Annotated in this window: 12 protein-coding genes; all 12 read right to left on the minus strand. The window is 31.9% G+C overall.

Features of this window, described 5'->3' with window-relative positions; all coding sequences use genetic code 11:
• Positions 1-25: 25 nt before the first annotated feature.
• The 12 genes from CUEA01_RS17810 to ptb all read right to left on the minus strand — a co-directional run bounded on the left by CUEA01_RS17810 (position 26) and on the right by ptb (position 18,903).
• Positions 26-1,078 carry a mannose-1-phosphate guanylyltransferase gene (locus tag CUEA01_RS17810; protein WP_234123172.1) on the minus strand — a complete coding sequence of 351 codons (1,053 nt, stop codon included), beginning with the start codon at positions 1,076-1,078 and terminating at the stop codon, positions 26-28.
• A gap of 72 nt (positions 1,079-1,150) precedes the next feature.
• Positions 1,151-1,789 (minus strand): sugar transferase, encoded by a 639-nt coding sequence (locus CUEA01_RS17815; RefSeq protein WP_234123385.1) that lies wholly within the window; start codon positions 1,787-1,789, stop codon positions 1,151-1,153.
• Between the two features lie 443 nt (positions 1,790-2,232).
• Positions 2,233-3,000, minus strand: a complete 768-nt coding sequence (locus tag CUEA01_RS17820; protein ID WP_234123174.1) for a tyrosine-protein phosphatase — start codon at positions 2,998-3,000, stop codon at positions 2,233-2,235.
• Positions 2,997-3,710 (minus strand): CpsD/CapB family tyrosine-protein kinase, encoded by a 714-nt coding sequence (locus CUEA01_RS17825; protein WP_234123175.1) that lies wholly within the window; start codon positions 3,708-3,710, stop codon positions 2,997-2,999. Before CUEA01_RS17825 ends, CUEA01_RS17820 begins: the two co-directional genes overlap by 4 nt.
• Positions 3,711-3,721: 11 nt before the next feature.
• A complete protein-coding gene (locus CUEA01_RS17830) occupies positions 3,722-4,420 on the minus strand; it encodes a YveK family protein (RefSeq protein WP_234123177.1) in 699 nt (232 codons plus the stop codon).
• 167 nt (positions 4,421-4,587) lie between these two features.
• A complete protein-coding gene (locus CUEA01_RS17835; protein ID WP_234123179.1) occupies positions 4,588-5,283 on the minus strand; it encodes an Ig-like domain-containing protein in 696 nt (231 codons plus the stop codon).
• A 211-nt stretch (positions 5,284-5,494) separates the two neighbouring features.
• The gene (locus CUEA01_RS17840; protein ID WP_234123181.1) at positions 5,495-10,630 is read right to left on the minus strand and encodes a S8 family serine peptidase; all 5,136 of its coding nucleotides are present in this window, start codon (positions 10,628-10,630) and stop codon (positions 5,495-5,497) included.
• Positions 10,631-11,063: 433 nt separating this feature from the next.
• On the minus strand, positions 11,064-11,858 hold the full coding sequence (locus CUEA01_RS17845; RefSeq protein ID WP_234123183.1) for an Ig-like domain-containing protein: 795 nt from the start codon (positions 11,856-11,858) through the stop codon (positions 11,064-11,066).
• 349 nt (positions 11,859-12,207) lie between these two features.
• Positions 12,208-14,847 (minus strand): beta strand repeat-containing protein, encoded by a 2,640-nt coding sequence (locus tag CUEA01_RS17850; protein WP_234123185.1) that lies wholly within the window; start codon positions 14,845-14,847, stop codon positions 12,208-12,210.
• Between the two features lie 60 nt (positions 14,848-14,907).
• Positions 14,908-16,260, minus strand: a complete 1,353-nt coding sequence (locus CUEA01_RS17855) for a hypothetical protein (RefSeq protein WP_234123188.1) — start codon at positions 16,258-16,260, stop codon at positions 14,908-14,910.
• 642 nt (positions 16,261-16,902) lie between these two features.
• Entirely contained in the window at positions 16,903-17,970 is a 1,068-nt protein-coding gene (gene buk, locus CUEA01_RS17860) for a butyrate kinase (protein ID WP_234123189.1), read from the minus strand.
• 27 nt (positions 17,971-17,997) lie between these two features.
• Entirely contained in the window at positions 17,998-18,903 is a 906-nt protein-coding gene (gene ptb / locus CUEA01_RS17865) for a phosphate butyryltransferase (RefSeq protein WP_234123190.1), read from the minus strand.
• Between the last annotated feature and the right edge of the window lie 32 nt (positions 18,904-18,935).

Genomic DNA, 18,935 nt, shown 5'->3' on the forward strand with positions numbered 1-18,935 from the left:
ATACTATTAATACCTGCCCTTCCATTTACTGTACTATTTTTTTCTTGATCTCTTTTATTCTCTCAATATCCTCTTTCTTACCCACGAAAATAATGTCATCACTTTCCACAACAAATACATCAGAAAGTCCAACAACTACTATAGGTTTATCATTTCCAACAACAATATTATTTCTACCATCAATGTTTCTAATTTCACCAACACAAACATTGTTATCTTCATCTTTATTTCTATATCTTTCAACAGAATACCAGGTTCCAATGTCATCCCAGCCAAAGTCACATGGTATAACATACATGTTTTCTGCCTTTTCCATTATTCCATAATCTACAGAAATATTTTCTACTTGTGGGTATTTTTCTTCCAAGATACTTTCAAATTCACTTTCATCAGTACCTGCTATTTGGTTTAATACATCATAGGTTTTTGACAAATATCTTTTTGTAAGTTCTAGCACATTTTTGCATTTCCAAATGAACATACCACCATTCCAAAGGAAATTTCCTTCTTGTAAATATTCCATTGCCTTTTCAGCATTTGGCTTTTCAACAAACTTTTCCACTTTACTTATCCCATATTCATTAATATTTTTTCTCTTTGTTCCACATTTTATGTATCCATATCCTGTTTCCGGCCTATTAGGCTTCATTCCAAAGGTTACAATTGCCTCTTCATCGCCATCTACAAATTCATCAGCAGCTTTTACTGTACGTAAAAATTCTTCTTCATTTACTATTAAATGATCTGAAGGAAGTACAACCATTGAAGCATTTTCATAATATTTATTTATCATAAATGCAGACAAACCAATACAAGGGGCAGTATTCCTACCTACTGGTTCTATAATTATATTTCTAAGCGGCAGACTAGGTAACTGTTCTCTAAGTATATCAACATATCTTTTACCTGTAACCACAAAAATTCTTTCAAGGGGTATAAGTTTTTCAAGTCTCTCAACTGTCATTTGTATCATGGTTCTATCACCAATGAGCTTTAAAAACTGCTTTGGTTTTTCATCTGTAGATAAAGGCCAAAATCTTTCACCTTTACCTCCTGCCATAATAAGTGCACAAAGCATAATTAATCCTCCATACTCGTCTTTATTTTTTATTTCCCCTCATAAGCTCTCATTTGTTAATATTCACCTTTTTTATCTTGCGTGCTCATCCCCAAATAAAACAAAAAATGTTTTAAATATAAGTTTTAAATCAAGCAATGTACTTCTTTCCTTAATATATTTTATATCAAGTCGCATCCATTCTTCAAAACCTATATCATTTCTACCCATTACCTGCCAATAGCAAGTAAGTCCAGGCCTAACTAAAAATTTTTGTTTTTGCCAATCAGTAAAACCTGCTACTTCTGACGGTAAATTAGGTCTCGGTCCAACAAGTGACATTTCCCCTTTTAACACATTAAAAAGCTGAGGTAACTCATCTATACTTGTCTTTCTTATGAATTTTCCTACACTTGTTACCCTTGGATCTTCCTTCATTTTAAACATAGGACCAGACATTTCATTTTCACCCTTAAGTTTATATAATAAATCCTCTGCATTTACTACCATAGATCTAAATTTATACATTTTAAATCTTTGTCCATTTTTACCAATTCTTTCTTGAGCAAAGATAATAGGACCTTTTGAATTAATTTTTATAGCTATAGCAACTATTAACATAACAGGGCTTAAAATAACTATTCCAACAAGTGAACATACAACATCAATAAACCTTTTTACAAAATTATAACCATAACCTCGCTCATAGTAATTTATTGCTTCATAATTTATCTTCTCTTGTAATTCTTCATCTTCATATTGATTTTCAATTTCAGCCGCTTCAACATTCTGCAATTATAAGTCCCTCCCCCGATTTATTAATAAATTATTAAAATAATATTCCAATTAATAAACTTTTATTCCAATTATTAAAAATTTATTAACAACATTCTTAATTATATCATCCCAGTATGTTTTTTCAAGGAAATTAACTTATTTACTTACATTTTCATCCATAATTTTATTTTTTACAATTAAAGTTGCATTTAATCTATGCAAATTTCAAACATTTTCATAAATACTTTTCACTTAAATGCTTGAAATTACATCCATTTTGCAATGCTATAGATAAACCAGTTCAACTATTAAAATTAATTTGCACCAAAATGCCCTGAAGACGGCATTTTGGTACAAATAAATTTCAAGTTTCACAGTGGTTTATCTTTAAGTAAATCTTATTTCCAAAACTCAAAGAACTTCTTTTTCTTTGATATGTATCCCATTTTTAAATTTATATCTTCATTATTTAAAAGAGCTTTTGAATTTTTAGTGATGATTTCATAAACATCTTCATTTAATCTTTTCACATCTTCAAAAGCTTCTTTTATCTTAGGGCATCTTCTTCCAGTTGTATGAGCATCGGAGCCTAAAAAGTTGCATATTCCATTTTTAATTAAATTTTCTGCTGTATTCTTAACTTCTTTTCCGAAAAAACCCTGCACGCTTGTACTTGTTATTTGAAATAAACATTCTTCTTTAATAAATTGATTTATTTCCATATTGTCTTTAATTATAAATTGATATCTTTCTGGGTGAGCTATAATTGGTGTTATTCCTAGGAGCTTTAATTCATATATATTGTCCATTAAATCTTTTGGCTTTGCACCAGTAAGAGAAGTTTCAATAAGCATGTATTTGCTGCCGTTAATAGTTCCAATAATTCCTTCTTTATATAACTCTGTAGTGCATTTATCTATATAAACTTCTTGCCCTTGAATTATTTCTATTGCTATATTTTCTTTTTTAACGGCAGCTTTTAAATTTTCCAAATGCTTTTTTACTTCTTCTAAATTACATTCAAATTTATTTCTATAAAAGTGGGGGGTTGCAACTATTGTCTTTATTCCATCCTCTTGTGCAATTTTAAGCATTTCAAGAGCTGTCTCAATATCCCCAGCACCATCATCTATACCTGGAATCACATGAGAATGTATATCTATCATTTTTTCTTCTTCCTCTTTCCTTTTTTATTATCTTCTTCTCCATAATAATAACCGTAGCCATATCCGTAACCATATCCATATCCGGATTTACTCTTAGCCTTAGTTAAAACTACACCTATTATATTTGCTTTAACATTTACAAGAAGATCTTTTGCTTTAGTTGCCGCATCCTTATCCGCTTGAGCTGATGCAATAACAAGTAACACTCCATCTATAAAGGTGGATAAAATTTGAGCATCTGTAACTGCAATAACAGGAGGTGCATCTACAAGTACGCAGTCATATTCTTCTTTACATTGTTCAATAAAATTCTTCATCTTATTTGAAGATATCATTTCTGCTGGATTTGGTGGTATTGTTCCAGAAGGTATTATGCTTAAATTATCATTATATTTTACAATAACTTCTTCTAATAAAGCTTCTCCTACAAGATAATCTGATAAACCTATTTTATTTGATATAGAAAACTTTTTATGTATAGATGGTTTTCTAAGGTCACAATCTATTAAAACAACTTTTTTACCAGCTTGTGCCATAGTAAAGGCAATATTTCCTATAGTTGTGCTCTTACCTTCAGCTGGACCAGAACTTGTTACAAGTATACTTTTTAAATCGCTATCAAAGGATGAAAATTGTATATTTGTTCTAAGCGTTCTGTAAGCTTCCGTTACAGGTGATTTTGGTTCTTTTTCTACTATAAAAACAGACATTAATTATCCCCCTATTCCTGCATATCTGGCTGGTCTGGTATTATACCTATAACCGGAAGTTCCAAATATTTATTTACGTCATTTTCAGATTTTATTGTATTGTCCATATATTCAAGTACAAAGGCTAAACCTATTGATACAAATAATCCTAAAATAAAAGCAATTGCTACATTTAATGCTTTTTTAGGCTTTATTGGACTTTTAGGAACCTCTGCTTTATTCATTACAGACAATTGCACACCTGAAGTTGGAAATATGTCCTTAGATTTATCTATAAAAGACTCTGTAAGTGCATTTGCTATTTTATATGTTTCCTCTGCATTTTTTCCTGTTATGCTTATGTCCATTATCTGAGTTCCTTGCTGACTTGATGCATTTATCATCTTTGAAAGCTGACCTTCTGTGTAATTTACATTTGCTTCTGATATTGTTGCATCTAAAACAGGTTTTGATGTAACTATTTCAATGTAAGTTTTCATCAAATTTTGATACAGTGTAACATCATTATTATCTAATTTTTCACTTTTATCCTGCTGTGGTCTCCCAACGATTATGCTTGTATTCGCCTGATATGTTGGCTTTATTACAAAGAAGCTTAATAAACCTGTAATAATAATTGCCGCTGCTGTTATTAAGCATATCATTTTTTTTCTTTTAGAAATAATATAAAAGAAGTCTTTTAAATCTAATGTCATTTCTTGTTCTTCCAAAAAAATTCCCTCCCATAATATATGCTAGTCCCTTGATTTTATTGTTGCATAAAAATGCACACTTAATATAATACACATATTAATAGTAACATTCAATTAATTTTTAGTATTTAACATAATAAAGTGGCAAATTTCATTGTTTTTTAACAATTTATATTCTTATAATACTAATTGCTAAGCATAGTGTATGCTTTATACAATTCGCTAAATGAAAGATTTGCAAGTAATATATCTTTTAATTCTGATTGTTCATCACTTGTGAGACCATGGTAAGCATTTTTAGCTGCTTGCACATCCAATGCTTGACTAGGATTATTTAAATAATTATTAAGTGCACTTACCATCAAAACAACTACATTCTTTTCATCAGCATTTGTTACCTTCGGTTCTACCCCTTGAAGATCACTTGAAAATTGCTTAAAAAAAGCTGCATCTGTTGGATTTAAAGTTGTTGTTGTAAAATTCATCTTTGCTTCTTCTGATAAGCTTTTACCAGTTGTTGAAGTTATTCCTTGACCTATTGTAATACTGTAAGTTTTTCCGGCTTCATATCCTGCTGTTGGTGCTGCTATTTCTACTGTTTTTTTATCTGCACCTAACTTAACTGTCACACTTACTGCGTTACCTGCAGCATCTACGACTTTAATATTGTTTCCTATACTGCTTTCATCAACTTCACTGCTAAAAGTTACTGTCCACTTTTTGTCTAAGGCTACATTTGTTTGATCTGCAAAAGTTTTAGTAGTACTTTGGGTGATTTGATTGTCACCTACAACTGCTGCTTTAGCACTGTATGTATAAAAGGCTCCATTAAACAAAAAGACTCCTATAAATATTAGTGCTATAAGTTTTTTAATTTTCAAACTTATCCCTTCTTTCGTATTTATAAAAATTTTAATTCAACTTCTTACTATATTTAAAATTATACCATACACATCTTCACTTTAAAATGATTATTCCATTTTATTTACATAATCCGTCATGAATTTTAGTTGCATTTTTGGTGAAATCCACCTTAATAAAAAAGGTCATCTTTCGATGACCTTTTTTACCTTATTTGGTTTAACCTTTAATTTACTTACTGAATATATTAAATATTCTCTTTGTTACATTTCCCCATATGTCTTCTGCTGTTATTACAAAGCTGTTTAAGCCTTTGTTTAATTTAACATTAGAAGAATATACGTCTACACCGTCTGTTGATGGTGATACTGTAACTCCATTAATAACAACATCTTTTATTCCACTGTTGTCATCAGCTTTAACTTTGATTGTAAATGTACCATCACTGTTTAAAGCTGCATTTGGATCACTTAATATTGTTAATACTGGTGGTTGTAAATCTTTCATTCTTACAATTGTAACATATCTAACTGCTTTGTTTCCAAATATATCACTTACTGATATAGCTACACTGTTTACTCCAAAGTCTAGTGGAACTACTGCAACATAATTTCCACTTGCATTTGTCATGCATGGAAGATTATTTCCATTAACTTGTATGCTTACTGAGCTTGGGTCTACCCCTGATGCATCAGTTGCGTTAAATTCAAGGTTATATGAAGTTGTTCCAGCTTGAACTACTGCACTTGGTATTGTTGGATTAACAAAGTTTACTGTTGGTGGTATTCTATCTGGTATTCTGTTTACAAAGACATATCTTATTGCTTTATTTCCATATATATCTTCTGCAACAATTTGTACTTTATTTGCACCATCTATTAATGTTACATTTCCTGAATACTGTCCATTTCCATTGCTAGTTACTTGTACATTATTTCCATTTGCATCAATTATTGAAACATCCTTCACTCCTGATGCATCTGTTACTGTAGTATCTACTTCATAAGTTTTTTGTGTTGCAGTTACTACGGCACTGCCTGAAATTGGACTTGTTACTACTATTGTTGGTGGTATTTTCTCTGGCGTTACATTTACAGCTACAGTTTGTTCTGCTGTGCTGCCATTTGCATCTACTGCTGATACGTCAATAGTTTGTGCATTAACTCCATTTAAAGTTACTCTTTCACTAAAGAATGCACTTCCGCCAGCTCTATAATTTTGAACTGTAAAGTTTTGTCCATTTATAGTCAAGTTTACTGGACCAACTGCTGCGTTTTGTACAAACCCACTTACATATACTGTTCCATTTGGGAAGGTTTGTCCTGATATTGGTGAAGTTAATTGAACCTTTATTGCTTTTGTATCATCTTTTATTATTTGGAAAGTTTTAGTTGTTGTATTGCCTGCATCGTCCACAACTTTAACTTCAACATTTGTTGTTGTTCCTGTTAAAGCTATATCCTTTGAAAAATCTTTCTTAATATCTGTTGAAATATCTGAAGATACATTTGCTAATTTTTCACCATTAACATAGATATTGTAGCCTAATGAGTTTGTATCATCTACTGTTCCTGCTACTGTATAAGTATTTGTATTTGATCCAACATATATTGTTGATGCAGCATTTGAAGCTGACAATGTTGGTTTTGTAAGTGTTACAGTAGGTGCTACAGAATCACAGTATAAATTTACTGAGTAATTCTTTAATATATTGTCACTGCCATCTGCATTTTTATCTGCTGCGTATACAGGTATCTTATTAAGTCCTTCATTTAAGCTTACTGGTATAGAGAAAGTTAAATCAGAATTTATAGTAACATCTTTCCCACCAATTTTAAATACAGCTGGTATTTTTGTAACGCTTCCTGTTACTACATAGTTTTCCGTTCCAACTAAATTTCCTGCTACTAAGTTATCAAATTTAAGGCTAAAGTCTTGAGCTTGTACTATAACATTTACTGAATTTTCCTCTATAGCATCGCCACTTGCATCAAGCGCACTAACATCAATAGTATGTTTACCTTCTGGTAAATTTAATGGTACAGAAGTATTTGCTGTTAATATTTTATTTGTTTCGTCTGCATCTACTACTACTGAATATTGTGCTATGCTAGCTTTTTCTGAATCTGGAACAGAGAAACTTAATGTTACATTTCCATTATCAAGTAATTGATTATTCTTTAAGCTGAGTGTTAAATTACTTGTTGTTACATTTGTATCATATTCATCTCCGACATTTCCTGCATTATCCATTGGTAATATAGCAATTTTGCTATTTCCTTTTGGTACTGTTACTTCAACATCATAACTTCCGTCTGCATTAGCAGTTGCATTAGTCAATTTTAAAGTTGTTACATCGTCATTTACCATTACTCCAAATTTTGATACACCTGATAAATTGTCTGATGCTTTAATGTTAAGTTTAACTGTTGTACTATTTTCTGTTGTTGAAGAAACTGAAGATACTGTTGGTGCTGTTGAGTCAACTTTTATTGGCATTTTTAATGTTTGCCAAGTTGCTCCATTATAGTCTACTACATCTCTAACTTGATAATAGTATTGACCATCTGGTGCTGTCTCATATTTTCCCGTATTTGAATTATAAATTTTTCCATCCCATAAAAGATTACTATCAATTGTGTATGGACTTTCTTCTGAATCATTAAATTTATTCTTTATTACATTAGATTTTGTATCTATAGTTTTAACCACATTATTATTTGAATCTACTATTTCAGCAACTTGATTCTTTGCATTTCTAAGGTGCGTAAGTGCTGGTATTACATTTTCATTTACAGCATCTGCATTTCCGCTTATAGCTATATCGTCTGGATCTATTGTTGTTCCATCTGAAGCTATTCCTAAGTATGATAATGAACCTTTGCTATCTTGAGTCATTAAAGCTGTGTCACCTAATATTGTGTTATCGCTATCCCATACCGGTGCATCAATAATTGAAGGCTTAGACCAATCTCCATAGAAGCCCATATATGGAATGCCTAATGTTGGTGCTGCAACACCGTCTTCAGTAGAGCCTTCAGGTACAAAACTTATATATCCTTCTGCATAAATTTCCTTTGGTGCTGTAGTTGGTATATTAACTGTAACTGTAACCTGTGTTTGTCCTTTACTTGGTACAGTTACCTTGTTTTTATCAAAGTTTACAGTCGCTCCATCTAATTTAACATCATAAGATTCTCCACTTTGATCCTTTTGTTCTTCTGTCATTACACCACTTAAATCTTTAACATCATAAGTTACATCTGCATTTCCATAGTTTCTAAGATTTAACTTAAAAGTAGCTGTATTTCCGCTTATTTGTCTCAAAGCTACATCTGCTACCCCATCAGCGCCTGTTACAGTTACATAGTCATTAACTGCTGAAAGTGCATTTACAAGACCTGCTCCTTGTCTTCTTGGTGAGTATGGAAGAATATTTGCTGTAGAATCTGTAGAATCTGTTAAAACTGTAGCCGTATTCATTGTTATATTCTTAGCAAGTTTTACTGTATCTTCATTCTTAGGATATCCTTGCTTTTCAAGATTTTGAAGTATAAGAGCTTCTGTTCCAGCTATATATGGTGAAGCCATTGATGTACCTGACATATTCTGATACTGGTTATTATTAGCTGTAGACCATATATTTCCACCAGGTGCTGTCATTTCTGGTTTGAAACTTAAATCTGGAGTAGGACCCCAGGATGTAAAGTCTGACATTTGTCCTGTTGCTGGATTTGGTGAAGTTCCTACATTTCCTTTGAAGTATATCTTTAAACCAGAACCAATTTTGCTAAGTAAACTCATACCATCTTGCTGAGAAATAAATATTGCTGGAATTTTAACTGAAGCATCAGTAACCATACTTACTAGGCCTTCTGGACGATTATCATATACAATAACACCAGCTGCACCTGCTGCTTGAGCATTAAGCTTTTTATTAAGGAAATTAATATTTCCTCTTTTAATTAATGCTATTTTTCCAGTTAAATCTTTTCCAGTAAAATCACTTGTATCACCATATCCACAATCTACAACCTCATATCCACTAGAATTAGTAATTCCATGAGTTTTGTCCAAAGGATTAATTTCAGATGTTGCATATCCAATTGGTGCTGTACTATTACCAGCAGTTGAAGTATAGTCAAAACCATAAGAAGTTACATTTGTATTTTCAAAGGATGCATTTGTTATAGCATCTTCTGTAGTTCCTGGTGTTCCAACTTCTGCTGTATCTGGTGTTTGACTTAAATTATATGGTGTTGTTGAATAATTTGCATTTCCTGCTGAGATAGATACTAAGGTACCTCTTTTTACAGCTTCACTTATAGCAGCTTGCTCTGGATCTTCTGGATCTTGGAAACCACCATCTGATCCTAAACTCATATTTATTACATCTGCACCGTGTGCAACTGAATCTTCTATAGCTGCAATTGTATCATCATCAAAAGCTGATGGCATGTCCGGATTATTTGAGAAAACCTTCATTGCAAGTAATTGTGCTTCTGGCGCAACGCCTTTAACTGCCTTATTTTGAGCAACTTCAGCATCAGTTCCATTAGCTCCTACTATACCTGCAACGTGCATTCCGTGCATTTCTGTTTTTGGATTTCTGTCTACAACGTCATCATTATCATCTGCAAAGTTGTGACCATATGGTACTTTTATTGAGAACTCTGAACCAGCTTTAACAGTTTGAATTTTTGCTTTGCTTGGATCGGTAAGTCTCATATCCTTATGTGTAGCATCTATTCCAGTATCGATGATAGCTACTACCATTCCTTCGCCTTTATATCCTGTTTGCTGAATTGCCTCTGGTATTTTTCCTATTTCTTTAGCAGTATTCATATTAGGATCTACTTTATATTCCTTTGCAACACTAACATGCTTAACCCCAGGCATATTTTCGTAGCTACTAATATATTTTGCTTTAGTTTCAACGCTAAAACCATTTAGTAGTAAATAATATGAATCCTTAATTTTTGCACTTGGATTTATATTTGTTGCTTCTGTTTTATATGTGCTTTGTGAATTTAAAACTTTTTGCTTTAAAGCTGAATCTTGTGAAATTTCTTTAAGTGATTTGCTACCTGCATAATCCTTTAAAGCTTTTTCATTTAATTGAACAATAAGCCTAACACTATCATCAGGCTTGTACTTTGTAACATCAATGTTATTTTTTGTTTTAACCTTTGAAGTTTGAATTTGATTTTGATAAAGTTTCTTTATCGCATCTAATACCGCTTGCTTACCAGCTCTATTCGCTTGATCAGCATTGCTTGTTGCTGCAAACACTCCATTTCCAGCAATAGACGCAGTAAGTGCTGCTGCTGTTAACGAACTTAATATTCTTGTCTTTTTGCTTGTCATAATTTTCCCCCTTTTTATTAAGATAAACTAACCTCAAACTTGATGTTAAGTTATTCATTATTTTAAACATCTTGGTAATAATGAATTTTATTAGTTTACCAACATCTTTTAACCAATTTTAAAAGTTTATCTAATTTTATCATTTTATTAATACAATATCAATATACATATTAAATTATTTATATTTTTCACTATTTATTAATAAAAATTTTGAAACAAAGTACAAAGTACAAAGTATAGAGTACAGAGAAGGATGATTTTTCTCCGCGAGCGTAGAAAAATCTGAAAACTTATTTTTTATTGCTGCGCAATCGTGCCATTAATGGCACTCAGCGAAGCTGCCATTATATAAGTTCTAAGATTTACCTGACGTAAGGAAGGTAAATCCTCCTTCTTTGTACTTTGTACTTTGTACTTTATACTTTGTTTTAAATTATTTGTCTTGATAAATTGGTGGTTCAATACCATTTTCTGTTGGAATTTTATTTATTCTATCTAAAAGATATTGTTTTAATTTTGATTCTGGTAATATTAATGTACTACTTTCTGCTTTTGCCACATCAACAATTTTATGGCTTGCTTCTGCATCATTAACTGCGTTAACCGCATTTTTTATATTTGCTTTAGTTTCATCTGTAATATTTTTGCTAGCTAATTCATCAATCAACTCGTTTAAGTCATTAAGCCTTTTGCTAAGCATATTTTTACTTACACCTTCCATTAAATTATTTACAGCTTGTTCTGCCTCCTGAACCGCCTCACTGGATATTGTTCCTTCTGCATTATGTACTAAATTTTCTGAAACTTTAATTTTTGCTTCTTCATCCTTACTGCAAGTATTAAACGGTATAATTATATTTTTACTAAGTACTTTGCTATCTTCACTTAGCAATTTTTTATCAATATAAATATAATATTCTGAATTATAATTATATTTTTGTACTGGCGTTATTGCTATAGAATGCAAATCATCACATTCCGTTACCTTGATAGCAATTTTATTATTGTTATCATCGTATACACTTATGCAAGCTGCATTGCTGCTGTCAATTTGTACTTCCTTATTAAAAGTAATTGTCCAAACTTTATCTAAAAGTGCATCATCTTGTTCTTTTAACTCTGTATAATCTTGTGGATAATTAAAGTTTGCTGCATTACATGTAGTTAACGGAATACTTAAAACTATGATAATTGAAAGTAGAAAATAAAAAATAGATTTCTTTTTCAATTTAACTTCCCCCTTACTTAGAAAGCAATTCACAGTTCACAATTCACAATAAGTTGTTAGATTTTCTGCTTCGGCAGAAAATCATCCCCACCATTGTGAATTGTGAATTGTGCATTGATAATATTACCAGTATATCAAGAAAATTTATGATTTTCAACTATAATTTAACTTTTTATATGGCATAAATATTAATTTCTTAAAAACCTTTCAAATCATTTATGCATATACAACTTGGAACATTGAAATTGCAAATACCAAGTTTATCCTAACAGCAATACTTTTCAATATATATTAATATAAAAAAATAAGAGAAGAACTTTCGTTCTTCTCTTTTTTTACTTAAACTATATTATTGTATAGCTAAAGTGTAAGTTACAGGTGTATATCCTGCTGGTACTCCAAAAGAAACTGTTGCTGTTACTCCAGCATTTGCTAAATCTCCAAGAGTAATTGCACTATATGGTTTGTTTAATGCAACACTAAGTGCAGTCTTTAATGCAGTTGCATCTGCAGCTTTTGTTAAAGTATAAGTATTTCCACTAAATGTAACTGTTATGTTGCTTGGTGCAGCATAATTAGATATATTAGCTAAAATATTTGCTTTATTTAATACATTGCTTAATAAAACTGATTTTCCAGTTGCAGATAAAGTAGTTGTTAATGTAGTTCCATTAGCTACAACTAATCCATTATTAGTTCCAAGTATATTTTGTGCTATACCTTGTACTGCTAAATTTCCAACATTAACTTGGATTGATATTGGAGCTATAGTTGGATCAGTAAATCTGTAAGTTAATGTAGTAGTTCCTACACCCTTAACTGTATAGTTGTTATCATCTAACACAGAATGATTTGATGAGTATACATACATTACTTCAGAAGGCATTACAACATTAGTAAAATCTGAAGCAGTTGCAACTGTTCCATCTTTATATTTTGCTGATAACTTAGCATATACTGCTGCTTTAACATCTAAGTTTGCTGGTACTTCAACAGCAGTAGCATTAGCTGAAATACTAACAACTGGATTAACTACAGTTGTATTAACTAAAGAAACATTTACTGTTCCAATTGTTAATGATCCTTCTTTAACTGTAACTATATCTGTTCCAGTTGTGTTTTTAGTACTCTTAGTAGTATCTACTGTAAATGTTCCATTATTTTGATCTAAATAAATTCCTGCAGTAGATCCTGTAGATTCAGTTGTAAATGTTGTAGTTGGTGTAACATCTGCAACGTAGTTTCCGCTAGCATCTACAGTATAAACTTTATATTCTGCATCAGTATTCTTTGCTGCTGCATTTAAATCTATCTTTCCATCATCAAGAGTTACAATCTTATATCCTGCAACAGCGCTTGGTTTTACAGCTGTTACTGGTATAGTTAATGTAGCTGTAGTTTGAGCACCAGTAAATGAATCAGTAGTAGTATAATTTACTGTTACTGTAGTAGTTCCTGCTGCAACGCCAGTAATATCAACGCTATTGCTAGTATTTGTTACTGTTGCAACTTTTGAATCAGCTGAAGTTGCTGTTAAAGTTCCACCAGTTATTGCATTTCCATATTGATCTTTGAAAGTAAGATTAACTACTTTATCAAATCCATTGGAAACTGAAACTGCTGTTGTATCAGGAGTTATTGTAGTTGCAACTGGATCTGCTTTAACAACTACTGGAATAGTCTTGCTTGCTGTTCCATTAGTAACATTAACATAAGCTGTTCCTGCTGCTACTGGTGTTACTACTCCTGTAACTTGATCAACTGTAACTACTGAAGGATTTAAAGATGTAAATGTTGTTCCAGTTGGAGTTGGATTAACAGCGTTTCCACTTACAAAATCATTTCCATATTGATCTTTAAATGCTGCTTGTAATGTAGCTTGGCCGTATAATTCATTTGATTTACTATCAAACATAGTTCCATTTAAATATAATGTAGCAACACCATTATCAGTTGCAGTACCATCTGTTAAATTAAATGTATTTACAGTTGTAGCAACTGAATTAGCTACACTTAATTTAACTTGTTGAGTTGCTATTGAAGCATTGTCAGTTATAGAAGCTGTAACAAATACAAATCCTCCATTAGCTAATGATACCTTTGATACTCCATCAACAAGTGCTGTTGAAGCTGTGAATGTAACATCATTTAAGTAATCTGGTGTTATATCATTTCCATTAGCATCAGTTATAGTGATGTAGTTCTTTAAATCTACTGTTCCTGAAGGTATTGTAGTTGTTTTGAACTTAATTGCTGCTGGTTTTGCTTTAGCATAAGTTACTGAAGTATCTTTAGTTGTAAGAGTTGTACCATCAGCTGCTGTAATATTTTGTGCTGTAACTGTATAAGTAGCTCCGTCAGTTAATGCATCATATAATACTACGTCTACTGAAGTTGGATCAGTAGTTTCTGATGTTACTGTATTTACATATTCTTGGTTTCCGTTAGCATCTTTAACAACAAAGTTTATTGGTTGTAAACCACTAACTGGTTTGCTGAATGTAACTTTTAATGTTGTAGCACTTGTAGCTGTTACTGATTTTACAGAAAGACCTTCTGGTGTAACAGTTACTTGACCATCTGATCCAACTGCTACATCTGAAACTGGGTTAGATGGTGTAATTACATCTTTGCTAGTTGATGTGTAAGCATTTAAATCAAATGCAGTTCCTACTAATTGGGCATTTTCAAAAGCAGCTTGAACCTTTGAGAAGTCAATATATCCTGTTACGTCGTCCTTTAAAGCTTCAATGCTTCCGTTCTTTAAATTAGTTAAATAATTTTGGTATAATGCACCTTTTGTAGAATCCATTTGATAATCATCAAAAGCGCCTGTTAATGATTGAAGATTGTAAGAATAATCATTAGTTCCGCTTTTTACTACTACGTCAGTAGTTTTAGCAAAAGCTGTTGTTCCTAAAGCTGTTGTAATTAAACCAGCTAAAGCAGCTGTTGATAAAACTGATACGATTTTTTTATTGTTAGCCATGTAAACTTACCTCCCTATAATAAAAGAAATATTTATAATTATTTTAATTTATAACTTATACTATTTTGCAGCTACAGTGTAGTTTGCTGCTGTTGTTAAAGCAGTTGCATCTACAGTGTTAACTGTTCCGTAGAACACTCCATTAGTTGCACTGTATTTAAGTGCTGTTCCACTAAATGAAACGTTGTATAATGTTTGATCAACTCCGCCAGCTAACTTTACTGTTACAAAAGTTTGTCCTGGTAATAATCCTGGTTTTGTAGTTATTGTAGTTGTATCTACAGAAGCTGCTGTTGGTGTTGGTGTTGGAGTTGGTGTTGAAGTTGTAACTGTATAACTAGTTGGATCTCCTAAAAGTTTAGCATCAACTGAGTTAACTGTTCCATAGAATACTCCATTAGTTGCACTGTATTTAAGTGCTGTTCCTTGGAATGAAACACTGCAAGTTGATTGATCAGTTGTTCCAGTTAATTTTAATGTTACAAAAGTTTGTCCTGGTAATAATCCTGGTTTTGTAGTTATTGTAGTTGCATCTACAGTTGGTGTAGTTGATACTGGAGTTGCAGCTTTAACTGTAACAGTTGTTATAGACCATCCATCTCTTGCAGCTGTCTTATTAACATCTGGTGCTGACCAAGCTATTACTTCATAAGTTCCAGCTTCTGCTGGAGTCCAATCAACTGATGTAGCATATGTGCTGTTTAATACAGTTTGATTAGTAATATCTTTTCCAAGTTCTCTAACTACTAATTTGTATTTAGCTCCATTATTTTGTCCTGCAAAACCTTTGAATGTTACTTTTTGTCCTGCTACAAATGAATTTGAACTAAATGCGAAATCGCTATCCATATCATTGTAGTTTCCCTTGCTAGCTATAGCATTGAAACGTGTAGTTTTAACTATATCAAATTTTTGTTCTGTACCAGTTTTTGTACCATCATCAACTCCATTACTGTTGATGAAATGTCCATATGAGTTTGTTCCAGCAGTTCCTGCTACTTTAGCATATACAGCTACACTGTATTGTCCTTTTGCAAAAGTAAATCCTGATTTAACTGGAATTGCATATGGTGAGTTATTTCCACTTACTGCATCTGTGTAACCAACGTTACCTTTTCCATCTACTGACACTACTTGCCATTTTGCATTTGGATCAGTTGTTGATTTAACCCATAATTCATATTGTACTTGTCCATTGTAGTTTGTATCTACAACCATAGAATCTGCTTCACCGGCAACTAACATTGATCTTTGTGCAAAGAAGTAATTAAAACTTTTAAGTGCACTAGTTGGAGCAGTTGCTGTTGCAGTTGCTACTACTGTTGTAGCAGCCTTTGCTGGTTTAACAGCTACTAATGAAGTTGAAACTAAAGCTGCTGTTAAAACTAAACCTAATGTCTTTTTGAAATTCATTTACAAATCCCTCCTACTTATTAAGTATCTAACTATAAAATATAAAATATAAAATTAAAAGTTAATATTCACAAAAGTATCTGTAAATATTATCTTAGTTTAAACCCTTTACTCCCCAATAAACTAATGTACTTCGATATACAATTTTTTACTTTTATTGAAAAAATAATGTATTTTTAAGTATAAACGGTTTAAGCAATTTTACCACATAAGTATACACTAGTTGTCCATATTTTTCAATATAAAAATAACTTTATATCCAAATAAACGCTTTAATATTATTTATCAATATTATTTGCTTGCTCATGTAATAAAATTTACAGCTTACAGCTTTACTAATTATACTTAATTTATTATATATCTTTTATTTTAAAATAGCAACATATGTTATATATTTCATTAAAATTATTATGTTTATCAGAGTATATTATATATTTCGTTATAAATCGTCATAACTTTATAATGTAAATCTTGGTGATATTGATTAATTTTTCTTATGCTACGCTTTTATAAGTTTGTAGATATTTTTTTGTAACTGCGTAAGCAATGAAAAATAAGTTTTAAGATTTTCTGTAGCAAGGCGGAGGAAAATCCTCCGCCACTGTACTCTGTAATCTGTACTCCGTACTCTATTTTTAAATTTTATTTGTATTCCTTAGCTTTTTCTTCTCCGTTTAATACTCTGAGTCCGCCTTGTGTTAAAGCTAAAAGTTCATCTTCGCCGCCATATTGAACAACTGGTGCTATGAATTTTACTCTGTCTCCTATTGCTTTGCATACATGTTCATTGTAAGCAATACCGCCTGTTAAAAGTATTGCATCTACTTTTCCACTTAAAGCAGCTGCACATTTTCCTATTTCTTTTGCTACTTGGTATGTAAATGCTTCATATATAAGTTTGCATTCTTTGTCCCCTTCAAGAGCTTTATCAACAACACCTTTAAAATCAAGTGTGTTTAAATATGCAACAACTCCGCCTTTACCATTTATCTTTTTCATAACTTCTTCTAAAGTATATTTTCCACTAAAGCATAATCTAACTAAATCTCCTGCTGGAACTCCGCCGCTTCTTTCTGGTGAGAATGGACCATCTCCATCAAGTGTGTTGTTTACTTCTACAACTCTTCCATTAGTGTGAGCACCTACTGAAGTACCACCACCCATATGAGCAACTATTAAATTAAGTTCTTCATATTTCTTTCCATTTTCTTTTGCATATCTCTTTGCAACAGCTTTTTGATTTAAAGCATGGAATATACTTTTTCTTGGTACATCTGGCATTCCAGATACTCTTGCGATGTCATCAAGTTCATCAACAACAACTGGATCTACTATAAATGCTGGAACCTTTATTTCTTTTGCAATTTCGTTTGCAATGATTCCGCCAAGATTTGAAGCATGCTGGCCTTGAACTCCAACTTTAAGATCTTCAAGCATTGCATCGTTAACTGCATAAGTTCCGCTTACTATTGGTTTTAAAAGTCCGCCTCTTCCAACTATTGCATTTAAAGAGCTTACTTCTATGTTTGCTTCTTTTAAAGCATCAAGTATAACACCTTTTCTGAAAGCTAATTGATCAAATATTGTTTCATACTTTCCTATTTCTTCTGCTGAATGTCTTAAAGTTTTTTCAAATACTTCTTTTTCATCTTCATATACACCAATTTTAGTTGATGTTGATCCAGGATTTATTATCAATAATCTATACATTTGTATTCCCCCCAAACTTTTTATCTACTATTTACTGCTTGCAACAAGTGCAGCAAGTGCTATTGAATACATTTTTGTTTCATGGCTGTCTGCTCTTGAAGTAAGTACAACTGGTGCTGATGTTCCTACAAGTAAGCATCCGTTTTTAGAATGAGTTGTATATGTTAAAGTTTTGTACATAACGTTTCCTGTTTCTATATTTGGCATTAAAAGAATATCTGCTTTTCCTGCAACTGGTCCAGTTACTTTTTTGTGATGTGCTGCTTCTTCTGATAATGCAATATCAAGTGCTAAAGGTCCATCAACTATGCAGCCCTTTATTTGTCCTCTATCGCTCATTTTAGCAAGCATTGCTGCATCAAGTGTTGCTGGCATATTTGGATTTACAACTTCAACAGCACAAACTGGTGCTACTTTTGGTTCTTCTATTCCAACTGCATGTGCTACTTTAACTGCGTTGTTTATTATTTGTACTTTATCTTTAAGTTCTGGGTACATATTAAATGCAACATCTGTTAAAAATAAAAGTCTATCAAAGTTTTCAGTTTCAAATATTGCAACATGTGACATCAATTGTCCTGTTCTAAGTCCAACTTCTTTATTTAATACTGATCTTAAGAAAGTAGCTGTATCAACAAGTCCTTTCATAACCATGTCTGCTTTTCCTTGAGATACTAATTCTACTGCTTTTAATGCAGCTTTTTTTACATTAGGTTCATTTACTATTTCAAATTGATTTATGTCCATTCCTATTTTTAAAGCTATTGATACTATTTCATCGTGATCTCCTACAAGTATAGCATCAGCAATACCATTCTTTTTAGCATCCATTATTGCTTGAAGCACAGGCTCGTCTTGAGCTACTGCAACCGCAACTTTTTTCATTTCTCTACTTTTAACTTTTTCAATAATTTCATTAAAACTTTTAATCATTAATGTGCACCCTCTCTTTTTTTAATTCACAA

Source organism: Clostridium hydrogenum (genome assembly GCF_021432385.1).
In the GTDB taxonomy this organism is placed as follows: domain Bacteria; phylum Bacillota; class Clostridia; order Clostridiales; family Clostridiaceae; genus Clostridium_S; species Clostridium_S hydrogenum.

Excerpts from the sequence above, each read along its gene's own strand:
- CUEA01_RS17810 (WP_234123172.1), bottom strand. The coding sequence starts at position 1,078 with ATGCTTTGTGCACTTATTATGGCAGGAGGTAAAGGTGAAAGATTTTGG.
- CUEA01_RS17820 (WP_234123174.1), bottom strand. The coding sequence starts at position 3,000 with ATGATAGATATACATTCTCATGTGATTCCAGGTATAGATGATGGTGCT.
- CUEA01_RS17825 (WP_234123175.1), bottom strand. The coding sequence starts at position 3,710 with ATGTCTGTTTTTATAGTAGAAAAAGAACCAAAATCACCTGTAACGGAA.
- CUEA01_RS17840 (WP_234123181.1), bottom strand. The coding sequence starts at position 10,630 with ATGACAAGCAAAAAGACAAGAATATTAAGTTCGTTAACAGCAGCAGCA.
- CUEA01_RS17850 (WP_234123185.1), bottom strand. The coding sequence starts at position 14,847 with ATGGCTAACAATAAAAAAATCGTATCAGTTTTATCAACAGCTGCTTTA.
- CUEA01_RS17855 (WP_234123188.1), bottom strand. The coding sequence starts at position 16,260 with ATGAATTTCAAAAAGACATTAGGTTTAGTTTTAACAGCAGCTTTAGTT.
- buk (WP_234123189.1), bottom strand. The coding sequence starts at position 17,970 with ATGTATAGATTATTGATAATAAATCCTGGATCAACATCAACTAAAATT.
- ptb (WP_234123190.1), bottom strand. The coding sequence starts at position 18,903 with ATGATTAAAAGTTTTAATGAAATTATTGAAAAAGTTAAAAGTAGAGAA.